Genomic DNA, 17,680 nt, shown 5'->3' with positions numbered 1-17,680 from the left:
CCACCAAACTGAAAAATGGTGTCTTATGATTGTTTACTGAATACCTTATTTCAGCTTCTTCTGATACTCATCCGAATTCAGTATCTCCAGCGCCTTTTGTATACTCTCATTGGTGGTATTCATTACCCGGAAATATTCGTTCATATCCCAAAGGTCACGGGCTATCAGTGCTTTAAGCTGTGTTTTGATGAGAGGGAGCGACTTCTGATATTGTTCTTCATTAAATTTCACTCCTTCTTTCTCTCCTATTTCTTTTAAAGTGGCGAGCATATCATCATCAACGACGAACTTCTCATCAAACGATTCGAATTTCTTGTATTTGTTTTTCAACTCCTTCCGGTGCCCTTCGATAAACTGCATGGTGAATTTAATCACAGCTCCTTTAGCTACCAGATTACGGTGATAATCCGTATAAAGAGTAGTGTCAATAGGTACGAAATAGTCCGGCATGATACCCCCTCCGCCATAAACGGTACGTCCTAGCTTCTTAGTTTGTACTTTCAGTGAATCCGGGAAGTGAATACTGTCAGCATTCATCAGTTCACCGTGGTTGAAACGTTCTATCAGGTCCTTGTTGTAATCGACAGTACTGTCGTACGGTTTCTGGATGGAACGTCCCGATGGAGTATAATAGCGCGCAATAGTCAAACGAATCATGGAGCCGTCCGGCAGGTCGATAGGACGTTGCACCAATCCTTTGCCGAAAGAACGGCGTCCTACGATAATTCCTCTATCCCAATCCTGCACTGCACCGCTGACAATTTCGCTGGCGGAAGCCGTATATTCATCTACTAGGATGATAAGACGTCCATTACGGAAATCTCCGTTTCCTTTGGCGTAGAAATCACTGCGTTTGGCAGTCCGTCCTTCCGTGTAGACAATCAATTCTTTTTGCCCCAGGAATTCGTTGGCAAGGTCGATGGCTGCATTCAGGTAACCTCCTCCGTTTCCTTGCAGGTCGAGAATCAGGTCCTTCATACCTTGTTTCTGAAGGCTTGTCATTGCTTTCTTGAATTCTTCGGCAGTGGTTGCTCCGAAGCGGTTGATGCGGATATAACCTGTTTTAGGCTGAATCATGTAAGAAGCATCGAGGCTAAGGATAGGTATTTTATCTCTTTTCACTGTGAACAATAAAGGATCTTGTACGCCACGACGAACGATAGTCAGGTTGACTTTAGAACCTTTCGGACCACGAAGACGCTTCATAATATCTTCCGTACTCATTTTTACTCCGGCAATGGCGCTGTCATTGACCGCAACAATACGGTCACCGGCAAGGATGCCGACTTTTTCGGAAGGTCCGTTGCTGACGGGTTGCACTACTAACAGGGTATCTTCAATCATCTGAAACTGAACTCCAATACCTTCGAAGTTACCTTGAAGAGGTTCGTTCATTTTCTTCACTTCTTCTGCGTCCGAGTAGGTAGAGTGCGGGTCGAGTTGTGCCAGCATCTTGATGATGGCTTCTTCCACCAACTTGTCTTCATCTACTTTGTCTACATAGAAATGGGAGATTGCGAACTCTGCCATTTGTAGCTTGCGCATGGCTTCAGAACCGAAATTTTGGGCCTGTAAGGCTGATACTGCCCACAGGCAAGCCAAAAGGACGTATATTTTAATCTTATTCATAATCTTACTTTATATTAATAGCCGAGTATTAACAACCGGGCACAGATACGCCTGCATCCTTCTCAACTCTCAACTTATCCTCATTCCTTTGGGAATAAACTGGCTGATATCTTTATTATAAGTCAATAATTCGCGTACAATCGTTGAGCTGACGCAAGTCAGTTCCGGTTCTGTGAAGAGCAGGATCGTTTCAATGCCTGCCAGTTTGCGGTTGATGTCCGCAATCGTTTCTTCATACTCGAAATCTTTCACTGTACGGATACCGCGGACAATAAACCTGGCCCCTACTTCCTGCGCAAAATCAATGGTCAGACAGTCGTAGGACATCACTTTTATACGAGGCTCATCCTTGTAAAGTTCCCGAATCATTTCCTCTCTTTTCTCAATGGGAAAGTATGTATTCTTGTTCTCATTGATACCGATTCCTATCACGATTTCGTCCATAAAGGTGAGTGCACGTTCCACTACCGAATAATGTCCGATGGTGAAGGGGTCAAAAGTACCCGGGAATATTGCTTTTCTCATGATGCCAAATCTTCTTCTATAACCAGATTATCTATAATAAAGTTCTGTCGTTCCATGGTATTTTTACCCATGTAGAATTCAAGTAGTTCTTTCACTGCGTCTGTCTTTCGCAAAGAAACTTGCTCCAGGCGCATGTCTTTACCGATGAAATGCTTGAATTCGTCCGGTGAAATCTCTCCTAAACCTTTAAATCGCGTGATCTCCGGATTCGGGCTTAGTTCGTTAATTGCATTGACACGCTCTTCTTCACTATAACAATAGATTGTTTTTTTCTTATTGCGTACACGGAACAAAGGCGTTTGCAGAATATATACGTGGCCTTTTTTTATAAGGTCAGGGAAGAATTGCAGGAAGAAAGTAATTAGCAGCAGTCGGATATGCATACCGTCCACATCGGCATCGGTTGCTACGATGACTTTGTTGTAGCGTAGTCCGTCCAAGCCATCTTCTATATTCAGGGCTGCCTGAAGCAGATTAAATTCTTCGTTCTCGTAGACCACTTTCTTGGTTAACCCGAAAGAATTCAGTGGTTTACCACGTAGACTGAACACTGCTTGCGTGTTCACATCACGGCTTTTGGTGATGGAACCACTTGCAGAGTCCCCCTCGGTGATAAAGATGCAGGAGTCTTCTTCCAGTCCTTTTCCTTTCGGGTCGTTGAGGTGAATACGGCAGTCGCGCAATTTGCGGTTGTGCAGGTTTGCCTTTTTTGCACGTTCACGGGCAAGTTTGGTTACACCTGCAATGGCTTTACGCTCTTTCTCGGATTCTTGGATCTTTTGTTGTATCGCTTCGGCTACATCTGCATTCTTGTGCAAGAAGTTGTCCACTTCCTGTTTGATAAAGTCGCCTACATATTTATTGACTGTCACTCCGCCGGGAACCATATTGGTAGAACCCAGCTTCGTTTTCGTCTGACTCTCAAAGATAGGCTCTTCCACATTGACGGCAATGGCGGCAACCAGTCCGTTACGAATGTCGGTATAGTCCATATTCTTGTTGAAGAACTCCTTGATAGTACGGGCGATGTGTTCCTTGAAAGCACTCTGATGCGTACCTCCTTGGGTGGTATGCTGACCGTTGACGAAGGAGTAATATTCTTCTCCGTATTGTCCGGTATGCGTGAAGGCGATTTCGATGTCTTCCCCTTTCAGGTGGATGATCGGGTAAAGTCCCGTTGCCGTCATATTGTCGTTCAAAAGGTCTACCAGACCATTACGCGACAGGATACGGTGTCCGTTATAGATAATGGCAAGCCCGGTATTGAGGTACGTGTAGTTACGTAGCATTGTCTCAATAAATTCAGGCTTGAAACTGTAATTCAGGAATAATGTATTATCCGGTTCGAAGAAGATGTAAGTTCCGTTTTCCTCTTCGGTATTCTGCGTTTCGTCGGTTAGCAGGTTTCCTTTTGAGAAAGTGGCGATACGTACTTTGCCGTCGCGGTAACTGCGTACCTCAAAACGGGAGCTCAAGGCATTGACGGCTTTCACACCGACACCGTTTAGTCCGACACTTTTCTTAAACGCCTTGCTGTCGTACTTACCACCGGTGTTCAGCATGCTGACGGCTTCGATGAGTTTTCCCTGCGGGATGCCTCGTCCGTAGTCACGTACGCTGACACGGAGGTTTTCTTCAACGGTAATCTCGATTTTCTTACCGGCTTGCATTTTGAACTCGTCAATACTGTTGTCAATTACTTCTTTCAGGAGGACATAGATTCCGTCTTCGGCATGTGCACCGTCGCCCAGCCTTCCGATATACATACCGGGGCGTGTGCGTACATGTTCCATGTCACTTAGGTGACGGATGTTGTCGTCAGTGTACTCTACTGCATTGTTGTTGTCTACAGGTATCAATTCGTTCTCTTCCATAGCTGTTTTTTATTTTATCTCTTTGATGAACGCACGGCGGCGCTTATGTTGTTGAGTCTCAAAGTAATCCCATTGTGCCTGAACTTTTCCGTTCAGTTCCAGTTCGGGGTTGCTTTCCGCAAAGATAAAACCTAATTTTTGATAAACTGGAATTAAATCGGAAAATAACAAAGCGTTAACACCTTTGTTTTGATATTCCGGTTTCACTGCAACGAGTAGCAGATCAAGCATTTTGGCACGGCGTTTCATAAATAGTGCCTTTAACAGATAGAACCATCCGAGTGGCAACAGACGTCCGTGTGATTTCTGTAAAGCCTCGGCGAGAGATGGCATGGAGATACCTACACAGACCAATTCGTCATTGGCATCAGTAATCAGTGTAACCATCCGTAAGTCAAGGATCGGCAGATACATTTTCACGTATTGGTCGATTTGCCGCTGTGTCAACGGAGAATAGCCATAAAGAGGACTATATGCTTCATTCATCAGCTCGAAAATCTTCTGTCCGTAGTCTTTGGCTATTTTTCTTCCGGAAGTATATTTCTTTATCTTGAGGTTATATTTTCGTTGGATCAGTTCGGAGATACGTTTATGCTTGTCGGGAATGGCATCCGGTATGTAGATTTTGTATTCCACCCAGTCGGCGTCTTTCTCGAAGCCTAACTTTTCCATGTGTACAGGATAGTATGGGTAGTTGTAGATAGTGGCCATGGTACTAAGTTGGTCGAACCCTTCAACTAACATTCCTTCCGCATCGAAATCAGTAAATCCGAGAGGACCGGCAATGTGAGTCATGCCTCGTTCTTTTCCCCATTCTTCCACCGTTTTGATGAGTGCGGATGATACTTCGGGATCGTCGATGAAGTCTATCCATCCGAAACGAACGTTTTTACATTCCCACTTCTCGTTCGCCTGATTGTTGATGATTGCAGCTACACGTCCTACTATTTTATCGTCCCGGTATGCGAGGAAATAATCTGCTTCACAGAATTCGAATGCTGCGTTTTTCTTCTTGTTGAAGGTGTTGAGCATGTCGTCATAGAGGTCAGGCACAGAGTAAGGGTTACCCTTGTACATTCTGTAGTTGAAACGGATAAATTTCTTAAGTTCTCTCTTTGTGGAGACTTTCTTGATTGTAATAGCCATATCTCGTATTTATGATTTGAGCAGGCAAAGATACGTGATAATCTTTAAATTACAACGTGTGGGGTGGCAAAAACTGTATCTATATAATTTTAGTGCTTATGTACCATTTGAGTTTATGCATTATGATAGTGAAGAGGGAGTTTACTTCGATGAAAAGCAATAAACATTACCCGCAAAACCACAAACAATCATCTTATTCCCGGATACGGCTACGGTTGAAAATATAGGCGCTCCAATGTGTCGTTTATCTTTTATAATTCCTGTAGTTTGGTCGATGGCATATAGATAACCGTCGGAAGCTCCGATGTAGACAATTCCTTGTGATGCAACAGGACTTGTTTCAACTCCGGCTTGCGGAGTGGTGGAATAAGGAGCAGTATATACAAGTGAAGGTGACGTTTCTGCTTTCCATTTATTGAAAAGTGTAGATTTGTCCAATGCGAAAACTCCCCGGTCGGCAGTACCGAAAATGATTTCCTGTTCGGTGATGAGTGGGGTGGATGTAACATCCAGATTGGCTGATAACTCTTTTTGTTGCAATACTTTTCCGGTTTGTGGCTCTATTGTGAAGAAGCTCTTGGAAGAGATAATCCATAATTTCCCGTTTTTATAGACAGGAGAGGCTCCCCGGTTGCCAGGTCCGTTATCAGATAGTTTCCAGAGTTGCTTTCCTGTGTGGATATCATTGCCGTATAAACCTCCCCATTGGGTTCCGCTGACTAATACATCTCCGGCAATAGCGAGTGTTGTAGTAGAACCTTCCCGCTGTTTCCAGTCCTTGTTAGTCCATATCGTTTGTCCTGTTTTTAGGTTGTAGGCAGATAGTCCGGCGCCGATTCCGGCATAGACCACTCCTTTGTCTACTGTCAATCCTTCAGTCAGATAGGGATAGCTGTCCAAATTAATAGATTGTTTCCAGAGTAATTTTCCTGATTCTGCGTCTAAGGCATAGAGGTTGCAGGAGGCATCTTGAGCTACTACAATTCCATTTTCATAGGCTATTGTGTTCTTAACAGAATTTGCAGTACGGAATTTCCACAACAGTTTGCCTGAATTAAAATTAAATGCGCAGATAAATGTGTTCAGTGATACATTATCGTCGGTGGTAGCGATAAATACTTTCTGTCCGGCGATAATGGGAGAACACATAAAAATGTTACTGCCTGTATTAGCTGTCCATTGTAATTGCAGGGGGAGCTTGATTTGAGAGTTGTTGACTCCGCCGGAGTGTGCTGCGTTTTGAAGTAATGTATTCCAGTCTTCACCTGCAATAGTGGATAATTTGAAGTCCTTTTGGTAGATAAACTGGCTGGTAGCAGTCGCTTTCTTTCCGTTGCTGAAGAATGAAGTCACTGTGAGATTTAGTTTTTTCCCCATTTCATTAGCCGGCATTTGAATGTTTCCACCCCAGTTCCATTCTGTACGGGAGGCTAGATCGCCTTTAGCTATTTCTTGATTATTTTCCGAATCGCTTAGGATATAAGAAACGTGAGACGTTTTGGCCTGCGAATAATATGTATTGACGGAAACAGGAAGCTGATCTTTAGTGATGGTGCAGGCTGCGGCCGTCTGATTATTCATCGGAGAGACTATTGCGATTTGTGGCTCGATGAAAGCATATCGCAGTTGGGTGGTGATATTGTCGTTTGCGTCTACTTTTATTTCTCTAAAAGAAGAAGGGGAATGGTCAATGCCTCCTTTATCCAATGTGTCGGTACAGATTGTATAAATCCCATTTTGGTTGCGGACATAGTTGTAATGCATGTGTCCGTAGATTTGGGCTTTGGTATTGAAAGAACGAAAATCAAGCAGATGATCGTCATCTGCTTTAAAGACGAAAGAGTCATTTGGAGTAAATAAGTCGTGATTGAAAAGGATAAGTGCCTGGTCTTTTTTTATGAGAGCAAGATCGTTTTTTAGCCAGTTGTATACATCTCTTTGGGTATAGTTGGTCGGGTTATCTCCGTGGTCGATTGGAGTGACTACATAATGAACGTTACCTATATCAAATGAATACCATGTCGGACCATAGAGAGATTCGTAAAGCTCTTCGCCATAGTTGCCTTTCACTAAGTCATGATTACCGATACAATAATAAACAGGACAATCCATTGTTTGTGCATTTACCACTTGATTGTGGATGGTGAGTCCCGGTTCGTAGCAGATATCTCCGGTGTGAATGAGGAAGGCAGGCTTCTCATTGTCAATGTATTGCTGGAGATCGGTTACCCAACGCCCCATTCCACCCGTTACTTCGGTGTCGGTGATTTGCACGAAAGAATGTTTTCTGGGTTTTGTCCGCTCGCTTTCGGTTAAGATAAAATCGTAGCTTTTTCTGTTCTCTTTGGTAGAAAGGTAGAATTGTTGTGTTTCAAATCCCGCAGGAGTTGTAATACTTATGAATCTTGTTTTCTCGAATCCGGGCAAAGAGAACCGACCTTTCTTATCTGTTTTTACTACGTTCAATCCATCTGTTACCATAACTCCCGCCAGCGGCTTATCGCCTTTATCAACTATGCCCGATTGATTAGTGTCGACAGAAACTGTTCCCTTAAATTGAGCGCATAGAGGCAGATATAGTAAAAATGATACCAGAATCACAGATAGTCTTTTCATGGTCGGTTCTCAAATTTTAGTGTGTTAAGCTAATTATTCCTTCTCTTGTTTTAGTTGTTTTATTTCTTCGTTGTACCTGATTTCTTCTTTACACAGAGGCTTATACCAAGTCTTTCTTAGTATCAAGGTCGTAACCAGAAGCAATGCGATAGAGCTCCAGAGCCCCAATTGTTGGCGGACAACGAGATACATTGGGATAATGGTAAGGCTGCATTGCCACACAATGCCGATTGCCACGTTGAATGCGTCTCTTTTGAAGTTGCGGTTTGGCTGGATATGAGGGTAACGGGCCAATGCTTTTTCTTCAATCGGCTTCCACCATCCCCATGGGCGTACACGGGTGTAGAAGTTGATGAGCGTCTCTTCGTCTGTTGGAGGTGCGCTATAGGTTCCTGCGATGCATCCTATCAGGGAAACTCCGAACAGTACGGGGAAGAAATAGAGTACCCATGCGTCGGGAACAGTGAACTTCATGACGATGGCTGCTATTACTCCGGCGGTCATTCCCCAGAAATAGCCTTCACCATTGAAGCGCCACCAATGCCATTTCAGTACGTTGGCCGCGATGTATCCTCCGAAGAGTGCTCCAACAATCCATTGGAATATTTCATTGATGTCTTTCAGGAAGAACCCTATGACAGTGCTGATAACTACTACTGCGACAGAAATAATATAGCTACTGCGTATTTGTGTTTTCACACTCGCTTTCGGATTGATATATTTCAGATAAATATCATTCACGATATAAGCCGGTGCGGCATTAACAGTGGACGCAAAAGTCGACATGAAAGCTGCCAGTAGTCCGGCTAGTAGGATTCCGGCTAATCCTGCAGGCACATAACGTGTGATTAGATGGGGGAGGATAGTTTCAAAATCCGTTCGTGTCACTTCCATTTGTGTCAGACCGCCATCTTCTTTAAAGAAGTAGATAGCCAGCAGAGCAAATCCCATAATCATCAGGTAGCGGGGGATTAATAGTACGACTGATACGGAACCGCTCATCATAGCCGCTTCTTTGGGGGATTTGCAAGATAGAATTTTCTGCATATCATAGTTGGGCGCCGGTCCTGCCATACTCATAAATATTCCTTTGAGCAAGGCCATCATGACGAAGATGCTAATCAGGCTATATGGTTCATTCGCCATCCGTTCCGTCAAGAGGCTCATCCGGCTGCTCCAGTCGATATCCAGCGTCCATCCGAAGAAAGGAGAGTCCCAGCCGGCCGGAACGAAAGAATGAATCATGTCCGGCGCTACCATTTGCATTCCGATAACAACAATTACGATACCTGCTACTGTCATAATCAGGAACTGCACAACGTCTGTCCATACAATACTCAACATTCCTCCGAGCATTACATAGAAAGTGGCGATTGTGGTAAAGAAAATACCATATACATGAGGAACATATTCTGCAGGCACATTGAAAGGAATGAATGGAGATACTACTTCCCAGGGGATGAATATCTCCATAAATTTACCAATACCTATGAATCCATAACTTAAAAAACCGAGTACGCTAAGTAATGCAAAGATGATAACAATCGTATGTGAAAGAGTCGATCCTTTGCCTTTACCGAAACGTGTCTTAATCCATTCTGCTCCAGTGAGTACATTGGAACGACGTAACCACACGGACAGATAAACCATTAGAAAGATTTGGTTGAACACTGGCCACAACCAGGGAATCCAAAGGCTCTTGAATCCGTAGGCAAATGCCCAATATACCATCAGCATCGTTCCTGTGATGTCAAACATTCCGGAAGCATTGGAGAGTCCGAGCATATAAAATGGCAATGATTTCCCTCCCAGGAAATAAGAATCCATATTTTGGGCAGCCCGTTTCTTCAGGATAAGTCCGATGACAATCATGGCAATGAGATAGGCACAAATGATGAGAATATCGATTTCGTGTAGTTTCATATCGTTATTTCGATTAGGTTTTTATATATCATTATTTTATTTGATGCAAAAGTAGGGCGAAAGTAGTGGGGAAACAAATATTATTTTAACTCATTCTGATACTATATTAATATATCTGTGTTTACTTCAACTTTGGTTTTCCTTTGAAAAGTCGGTTTTCCCCTGTATAAACGATAAGATATGCGATTTTATCGTTTATAAAAAGGAATATTGTTGAGGCCTCAGTCTTATGAATAAAATGAAAGAACCAGAAAAAGCACGCCATTGTCAAATTCCGGAAGGAATGGCGATGGTGTGCTTTCCATATTGAAAATTCAGTTACTATACTTTCACCTTATTAGCTTCTATCAGTTGATAAATATTTTCTACGGACGTAGCGGATCGAAGTTTATCTTCCGGAGTATGCAGGCAATAATCTACAAGTCGTTCGATTGTAGAGGTAGCTACATGCATCCGTGTATCTGAAGAAGCATAATAGATGTAGACCGTTCCGTCTTCATCTGTAATCCACCCGTTCGAAAATAATACGTTGGAAACGTCTCCGATTCTTTCTTCTTCTACGGGTGCCATGAAGTAACCTCCTGGTTGGGCAATCACTTTATTGGGGGCATCTAAAGAGGTCATGTACAAATACAACACATACCTGAGTCCTGCTGCGCAAGCACGGACTCCATGCGCGAGGTGCAACCATCCCTGTGGCGTTTTGATAGGATGAGGCCCTTCACCGTTCTTCACTTCTTTGATGGTGTGATAATAACGTTGTTCTACCACCGTCTCTTCTTTAACTATTGCATGAGTGATATCATCTACTAGTGCCCAGCAAATTCCTCCACCAGTGCCTGCTTCAATAAACCCGTCTTGAGGGCGGGTGTAAAGCGCATATTTCCCTTTGACAAACTCCGGATGGAGTACCACATTGCGTTGCTGGCTTTTAGAGATAAGATTAGGCAGACGCTCCCAATTTCTTAAGTCCTTGGTGCGTATGATGCCTGCTACCGCAACGGCAGAAGTCAGATCTCCGGCGGCTGCGTCCGGATCTTTGCTTTCCGAACAGAAAATGCCGTATATCCATCCGTCCTCATGCTGGGTAAGGCGCATATCGTAGACATTCGTTTCTTCCGGGTATAAGTCGGGAAGCTGGATTGGATATTCCCAAAAACGAAAATTATCTATCCCATTCGGACTTTCGGCTATGGCGAAAAACGACTTACGGTCGTAACCTTCCACTCGTGCCATAATGAGATATTTTCCGTTATATTTGATAGCTCCTGCATTGAATACAGCGTTAATACCGAAACGTTCCATCAAAAAAGGGTTTGTTTCCGGATTAAAGTCATATCTCCATTCGAGTGGAGTATGGGCTGCCGTCAGAATAGGATATTTATAGCGTTCAAATATGCCATTGTTGGATCGTATTCTTTTATTTTCACGTGAGATGAGCGTTTCATATTCTTCTGTAAGAATACGTAATCTGTTATCATATCTATTCATATCTGTTCAAAATTTATAAAAAGAGACTGATTACAATACAGATAGTAATAAGGAATATACTGTGTTGTAAGGACAGTCTCTTTTTATGTTGGTCACTTCAAAAGTATGGGGGTACTTCCGAAATACATGTGTGTCAAGTTTATAAATTATTCTTTGGTTATAAAATAGGAACGTACAGTGTATCCGGGCTCCAGGAAACTCACCCAATACCAGCCGTCTTCTACTTTATCAATCCGGCAATCTTCTATCGGATATCCTACATTCTTGTCTACTGCGTTTCTTGTCACCTTATAAAGTGTTGCATTCGTCTTGCTGCCTACTCCCAAATCGCCGGTAAACTGAACCGCGTAACCGGATGCGGATGAAGTTGTCGAACTCTTAACAAGCAATTGCGACAAGTTGAAATCCGCCGAATGCATTATTTCTCCTACTTTTGAAGTAGAAAGGCTTTGGTAAGAATAAGAACCTGCCAGCATATAGCGATATGACGGGTTCTCCAGGTAAGGATCGTCAATAGCGGTAATGGTCACTTCTATCTTTTCACCGTCCTGGTCGGCGATAGTGACTTTGTTGTTGTAACGGTATCTTTTAAGTCCTTCAATTATCACTTCTGTACCGTCTTCAGACATGGAGCATTTCAGGTAAGTTGCAGAACCGCCTGCTGTGCAGGTATATCCACCATTGCCATCCAGGATTTTGATAGTAGCCGGAGTGCCGATAACTAAGTAAGGGATATTTTCACTATTGTCGACTACCATTCTCTTTTTCACTTTTACGATGAGTTCTGTCGTTTTGTCCCGTCTGTCTTTTACGGTGAAAGTGGCAGTACCCGGAGCCAGCGATTCAATTTGAATCTGCCCTTTATCATTTATCGCAGCCTTTGCTATTGATGGATTATCAACAGTGATACTGTATCCTCCATTGCCTGTATAGACCTCTATGGTCTTGTCTTCATTCGGATACATAACTGTAGAAGATACTTTCAGAACCAAGTCTACCAATTGGTCAACAATTACTTTTACGTTGGTTGACATCCTGGCCCAGTCGGTAATAGTCACATTTGCGTCACCGGCTTTCAAACCTGTCACTTGTATTTGGTCATTGTCGATTGTAGCGGTAACCACATCTTCGTTCGAACTGGTAACCTTGTAGTTACCGTTTCCCTGAATAATCTGAATCACTCCTTCTGCTTTTTCATCTAGATTGATTGTCAATTCCTGCTTGTCCGCAACCAGATTGGCATAGGACGGATCATCTTCACTGCAACCGGAGAACAAATTGACGGCTGCAAGCAGGAATCCTGCTATATATAATCGATTCTTTTTCATGATATTCTAGTATTATTTTGACTATTATTCTGCTGCAATATCTTTTATCTTACCAGTAACTGTCACCACACTGAGCTTGGGAACCGTAATGGAACGTAACCCGCTTAAAGAAGGATTGAACTTCTTGCGCTGCCATTTTACGTCTTCGCTGGATGTGTATGCAATCATGTTCTGAAAACTTTTTCCTTCAATCTCAACTAAAGTGGAGAATGACTCCTTCTCCGAACTGTTCACTAATACGATGGTATAAGTATTATCCTTAACATAAGCTGACATCAGAAGTTCTGCAGGGAATTGATTCTCTTCAGAAGGAATAGCCTCAACATCTACACGATGACTGCCGGCTTCGATGAATCTGGTGAACTGCCCGTATGTATAATAGCGGGGGACTCTGTAGTAGGTAGTGCCCGGTATGGCTTCTTCCAACTGGATAAGGTTCTCGCCTGTCGTGCTGCAAGGACGGGCTCCGGCCCACCAGATATAAGCATTTACATTAGCTTGTGCCAGATAGTAATGGAAGTTTCTTGCCCATTTCATGGCATCATTCCAGTCCTCCGAACGTTTTAAGTTGTCACAGTTCTCGGTCATCCATACAGGAATATTGGCATTAACTGCTTCATCGAAAGGTAAGATATTATCTAAATTGGACATACTGTATCCGTGTCCGGCCGCTATGACGTTGTCATTTGCCAATGAAGCTTCGCTTTCCAGACATTTCTTGAAGAACTGATTGGATGCAGTGAGGAAAGACGAGTAACTTGCTTTCCACCATGAGGAACATTCTCCCATTATAATCTTTTTATCATTATATCCGGCCGCGTCCAGAGATTTCCGGAAAGTGTTATGGCTGAAATCTGCCAATTGTTCAGGAGTCCATTTACAAGTAGACCATGCAGTGAAAGTATTATCAGGTTCATTGGTAGGTGATAAGCCATAAATGTTTATTCCGAATTTCTTTTCGTATTCTTTGACGAAGTCTATCAGATAATTGGCGTAATCTTCATAATGAATAGCTTTCAGAGAGCCACCGGAGTTGCTGTCTTTATCTTTCCATTTTTTAGGTGGACTCCATACGGAGAACATATACTTCATGCTTTTATGCTTTCTGGATAGATAGTCCACCAGCCACATCTGGCCTAGCTGTACCTGTTCGGCACATTCCGCACCGTGATATTTGAACCAATAGTTGTTCATGTATTTAGGTTCGTCGGCAGGCAGGTTGAAGTTACGGTCCATGCCAAATTCTATTTCACCCGTGACGTCGTCCTGATAGTGCGGGAATACTTCTCCACGGAATATGTTTAGCTTCAAGCCATTGTCACCGAATAGGTCTGCCATAACGGCATCTCTGTGGTTATTGTTCCAGATACGGTGAGACCATTCTGCAAAACCACATCCAAATCCGTCAATCATCTGATGCTGATGTCCTTCGCCGATAGACATCCTCACAACAGACGTTGTTGTAGGCTCTGTCGCAAAACCATCATCCTCGTCCGACTCTTCCACGGGATCCGGGATGTATACATCACCATGGCTCAGGCTACCGTCTTCACAAGAATATCCTATAAATAAGAGTAAGGATACGAATAATAGTGCATATATTTTTTTCATAATTTTTCTGTTATAAGTTATTGGAAAGATTATTTCCATAAATCTATTTGTTGCATTGCAGAGTTGTTGTTCAATTCGCCTGTCGGAATCGGATAATACCTGTTCCTTTCCTGAAAATTGTCTGCCCCTTGCTTGTCATTTGCTTTGAGGATTGTTTTGATTTCATTGGTTGTGTACCAACGTTTCAGGTCGTCAAACCGGTGCCCTTCTCCGAAAAATTCGAGTAAACATTGATGTTCGATCTGATCCATAAGCTGATCCTGGGTGAATGTTTTGTCTGCCAGTCCGGCTCTTTCGCGGATAAGTTTCAGGGCATAGCTGGCACCTGTCACATCGTTTGTTTTGGCGCAAGCCTCGGCATACATAAGCAGTACTTCTGCAAAACGCATGACACGTACATTGTTGGCTTTTCCTTCTTTGTTTCCCATATTGTCTGCCGCTTCGTCGTTTACATAATAGGCAGTGTATTTCTTCAGAAGGAATTTACCGTCACCCATGCTGAAAGTTGGAGCACCGCCGGCCATTTTACCGGCATTGCCTTCCCACAGTTTCTCCATGGAATAATTTCCGCCGTACCAGCTCTCGTTCTTCACAACATCGCCAAGTGCTTCGGGGTTAAAGAACAGACTGGGATACATACGTTTGTCAAACTTGGTATCGGCTCCCGCAGGGCGTTCTTCAGAAATGAACTGCCCGACAATAAATGAAGTCGGCATGATTTTTGCCCAGCCACCGGAGTTTACCGGGCCGATGAATTGCGGAATAGAACTTCCTAAGTTGATGCCGCTTTCATTCCCCCACGTCAAGTCGCCGTCGCTGCTGTATTGCAATTCGAAAACAGATTCTTCGTTGTTTTCTTTGGCAGTAGTGAAATTCTCCGCGAAGTTTTCCATTAGGTTATAACGTCCCGGATAATAAGGCGCTTTTAATAATAAATCCAATTGAGCTTTAGCTTCCGGATATTTATGCTGTGTCAGATATACCTTTGCCAGCATAGCGATAGCAGCTCCTTTCTCAATACGTCCTTTTTCATCTGCTACACGGGTGACGGGCAGGTTGCATTTGATGGCCTCTGTCAAGTCATCTTCCGCTTGTTTCCAGAGTACCGCTTCGCTGGCTGCCGGTTTGTTCGGCTCGTCCTCATTAGAAGGAATGATACGCAGGGGCACTTCTTTGTAGTTATTAACTAACAGGAAATATTGATAACCTCTCAAAAAAAGTGCCTCACCTTTAATCATGGAACGGTCTTCTTCGGTGATTCCTGTAGCCGGTACATTGTCAATGTATCTTAGTACAACATTTGCGCGCTGTACTCCTGTAAAGAGTGCGCCATAAGGATCATTTCCCGTAGTCGGTGAGTTTTGGAAATTAGCGATAGCCCACATGCCCGGTTCTTCATTAGTGATTGTGAAGATATCGTCTCCACGTCCATTCAGGTTTAGCCAACCGTCAAAAGCCCCAAAATAACCATACATCTGGTACTTGATAGGAGAATATGCGGCGGCAAGAGCGCTCTCGGCATCTGCCTTGTTTTTCCAGAAGTTATCCCCCGTGAAATGATTGGGATCTTTCAGATCCAGAAAGCTGGATTCATTGCACGAACTAAGTATTCCTGAAAGAAGGACTGCCATGCATATATATGATAACCAATTTTTTTTCATACTATATTCAATTATACGTGTTAGTTCTTTCTTATAAATTCACTTGGATACCAAAAGAGAATGTACGTGGGAGCGGGTAACGTCCCTGGTCGATTCCTCTTGTGAATACATTGTAAGTGGTACCTAGATCTACACCGCTTTCACCGAGGTCGGGCGTGTAGCCGGAGTATTTGGTTAACGTAAAGAGATTTTCTATGGAAGTATAGATTCTCACATTTTCAAGCTTGATCTTTTTTAGCAACTGTTTGGGTAATGTATAACCGATATCGAGTGTTTTCAAACGTATGTATGAACCGTCTTCGAGCCATCTGTCGGTATAAGCCCATTTGTTGTCCGCACCGTCGGTAACGGAGAAGCGGGGCATGTCGGTATTCTGGTTGTCGGGTCTCCACGAGTTAGCCAGCGTCGTACTGTAGTTACCGTTGAAGTTTCCTGATTCCAGGCGATAGCGCGGGTAGTTATAGATTTTATTTCCTACCGTACCGTCAAAGAAGAGGTTAAAGTCGAAATTATTCCAGTCTCCACCCAGTCTCAGGCCGAAAGTCATATCGGGGAACGGGCTGCCTACATCATGCTGGTCGTCGGTGGTTATTGAGCCATCGCCATTCCAGTCTTTGTAACGTACGTCGCCTACTTGGGCGCCCGGCTGAATCAGTTTGCCATCGGCTGTTCTATAGTTCTCAATTTCTTCTGCACTGCGGAAAATACCATCTGTTTCAATTAAGTTAAAATAAGACATGGCATGACCTTCCTGGAACATATTGATACCACGTCCGCCCTGACCATGCGCCGAATAACCGGAGATAGTCATATTGTCACCACCTGTAGATATTTTGATAACTTCGTTCTTGTCCGTGCTGATATTAGCCCCTACATAGTAGTTGAACTTATCTTTAATAGAACCACGGTAGTTCACCGCAAACTCGAAACCTTTATTACGTATTTTTCCTGCATTCTGTATCGAGAATCCGCTGATACCGGCAGAACCGGCGTAGGGGATAGGAAGTAGTACATCATTCGTGTTTTTCACATAAGCATCTGCTGTCATTGTCAGTCGTCCGTTCAGTAGGCTAAGATCTAAACCGATGTTGTAAGTCTCTGTATTTTCCCAAGTCAGGTTAGTCGGAGATACGGCGTTTACATAGGGCATTTGTCCGAACCAGATATTGTTGCCTTGAAGATAGTTCATACCACTACCCACCACACTGATAGTCGGGTAATAATTGTCCCCAATTTCCTGATTACCCAGTTTACCGTAGCTGGCACGAATCTTTAGTTGGTCGAATACATTCTCTAATGGATTGAAGAATTTTTCGCGATTGATGTTCCAGCCTACAGACACGGATGGGAAACTACCATACTGATGTCCTTTGCCGAAGCGTGAAGAACCGTCCCGACGAATAGATGCGGAGAATAAATAACGGTCATCATAAGAGTACATAACACGTCCGAAGAGAGAAACCAGTGCCAATTCTTTGAGATTGCTGGAAGCGCTCATGGTGGTTGTGTTACCTGTCATCGTTTCAATAAACTGCGGAATGTCGGAGTTGCTTCCGTTCAGGCCGTAATGTTTGTCTTTTTGGGCGGAATAACCGGCTAACAAAGAAATATTGTGTTTGCCGAAGACTTTATCGTAGTTCAGGGTGTTTTCTATTACCCATGAATCGTATGTGGATGAACCTTCTTTTAAGTCGGGAGCATCATTCTTCCCAAAAGTTCCCAAGTCATATATACCCGTATAGGTACGTGATTTGGTATGGTCCTTTCTGATACCTACGTTAAACTTATATTTTAGATTTTCAACGGTTTAATATAACCGTTTGAAGAATAAACATTTAACTGAGTATTTGAGAAACAGTGGTAACGAGTTAGCAAC

10 protein-coding genes and 1 pseudogene are annotated in these 17,680 nt (G+C 43.3%); all 11 read right to left on the bottom strand.

The window, feature by feature from the left end:
- Positions 1-45 precede the first annotated feature (45 nt).
- Positions 46-1,629 (bottom strand): S41 family peptidase, encoded by a 1,584-nt coding sequence (locus tag KQP79_RS23080; RefSeq protein ID WP_061448483.1) that lies wholly within the window; start codon positions 1,627-1,629, stop codon positions 46-48.
- Positions 1,630-1,698: 69 nt separating this feature from the next.
- Positions 1,699-2,154 (bottom strand): pantetheine-phosphate adenylyltransferase, encoded by a 456-nt coding sequence (gene coaD, locus KQP79_RS23075; protein ID WP_004311084.1) that lies wholly within the window; start codon positions 2,152-2,154, stop codon positions 1,699-1,701.
- Positions 2,151-4,028 (bottom strand): DNA topoisomerase IV subunit B, encoded by a 1,878-nt coding sequence (locus KQP79_RS23070; RefSeq protein ID WP_008642302.1) that lies wholly within the window; start codon positions 4,026-4,028, stop codon positions 2,151-2,153. The genes coaD and KQP79_RS23070 overlap by 4 nt, the downstream gene beginning before the upstream one ends.
- A 9-nt stretch (positions 4,029-4,037) precedes the next feature.
- Entirely contained in the window at positions 4,038-5,174 is a 1,137-nt protein-coding gene (locus tag KQP79_RS23065; protein WP_004311086.1) for a GNAT family N-acetyltransferase, read from the bottom strand.
- 141 nt (positions 5,175-5,315) lie between these two features.
- Entirely contained in the window at positions 5,316-7,790 is a 2,475-nt protein-coding gene (locus KQP79_RS23060) for a PQQ-binding-like beta-propeller repeat protein (protein ID WP_061448481.1), read from the bottom strand.
- A gap of 33 nt (positions 7,791-7,823) precedes the next feature.
- Positions 7,824-9,713, bottom strand: a complete 1,890-nt coding sequence (locus KQP79_RS23055) for a sodium:solute symporter family protein (protein ID WP_061448480.1) — start codon at positions 9,711-9,713, stop codon at positions 7,824-7,826.
- A 321-nt stretch (positions 9,714-10,034) separates the two neighbouring features.
- Positions 10,035-11,204, bottom strand: a complete 1,170-nt coding sequence (locus KQP79_RS23050) for a glycosidase (protein WP_004311089.1) — start codon at positions 11,202-11,204, stop codon at positions 10,035-10,037.
- A gap of 146 nt (positions 11,205-11,350) precedes the next feature.
- The gene (locus tag KQP79_RS23045; RefSeq protein WP_004311090.1) at positions 11,351-12,532 is read right to left on the bottom strand and encodes a pilus assembly protein N-terminal domain-containing protein; all 1,182 of its coding nucleotides are present in this window, start codon (positions 12,530-12,532) and stop codon (positions 11,351-11,353) included.
- 24 nt (positions 12,533-12,556) lie between these two features.
- Complete coding sequence (locus tag KQP79_RS23040) at positions 12,557-14,143, bottom strand: glycosyl hydrolase (protein WP_004311091.1); 1,587 nt, start codon at positions 14,141-14,143, stop codon at positions 12,557-12,559.
- Positions 14,144-14,172: 29 nt separating this feature from the next.
- Complete coding sequence (locus tag KQP79_RS23035) at positions 14,173-15,804, bottom strand: RagB/SusD family nutrient uptake outer membrane protein (RefSeq protein WP_004311092.1); 1,632 nt, start codon at positions 15,802-15,804, stop codon at positions 14,173-14,175.
- Between the two features lie 31 nt (positions 15,805-15,835).
- Positions 15,836-17,608 (bottom strand): annotated as a pseudogene (locus KQP79_RS23030) (SusC/RagA family TonB-linked outer membrane protein); the annotation flags it as partial.
- Positions 17,609-17,680 lie beyond the last annotated feature (72 nt).

The organism is Bacteroides sp. DH3716P (assembly GCF_025914115.1).
Taxonomy (GTDB): domain Bacteria; phylum Bacteroidota; class Bacteroidia; order Bacteroidales; family Bacteroidaceae; genus Bacteroides; species Bacteroides ovatus.
Note: the sequence above shows the minus strand (reverse complement) of the source record. Positions and strands in the feature narration are given on the sequence as shown.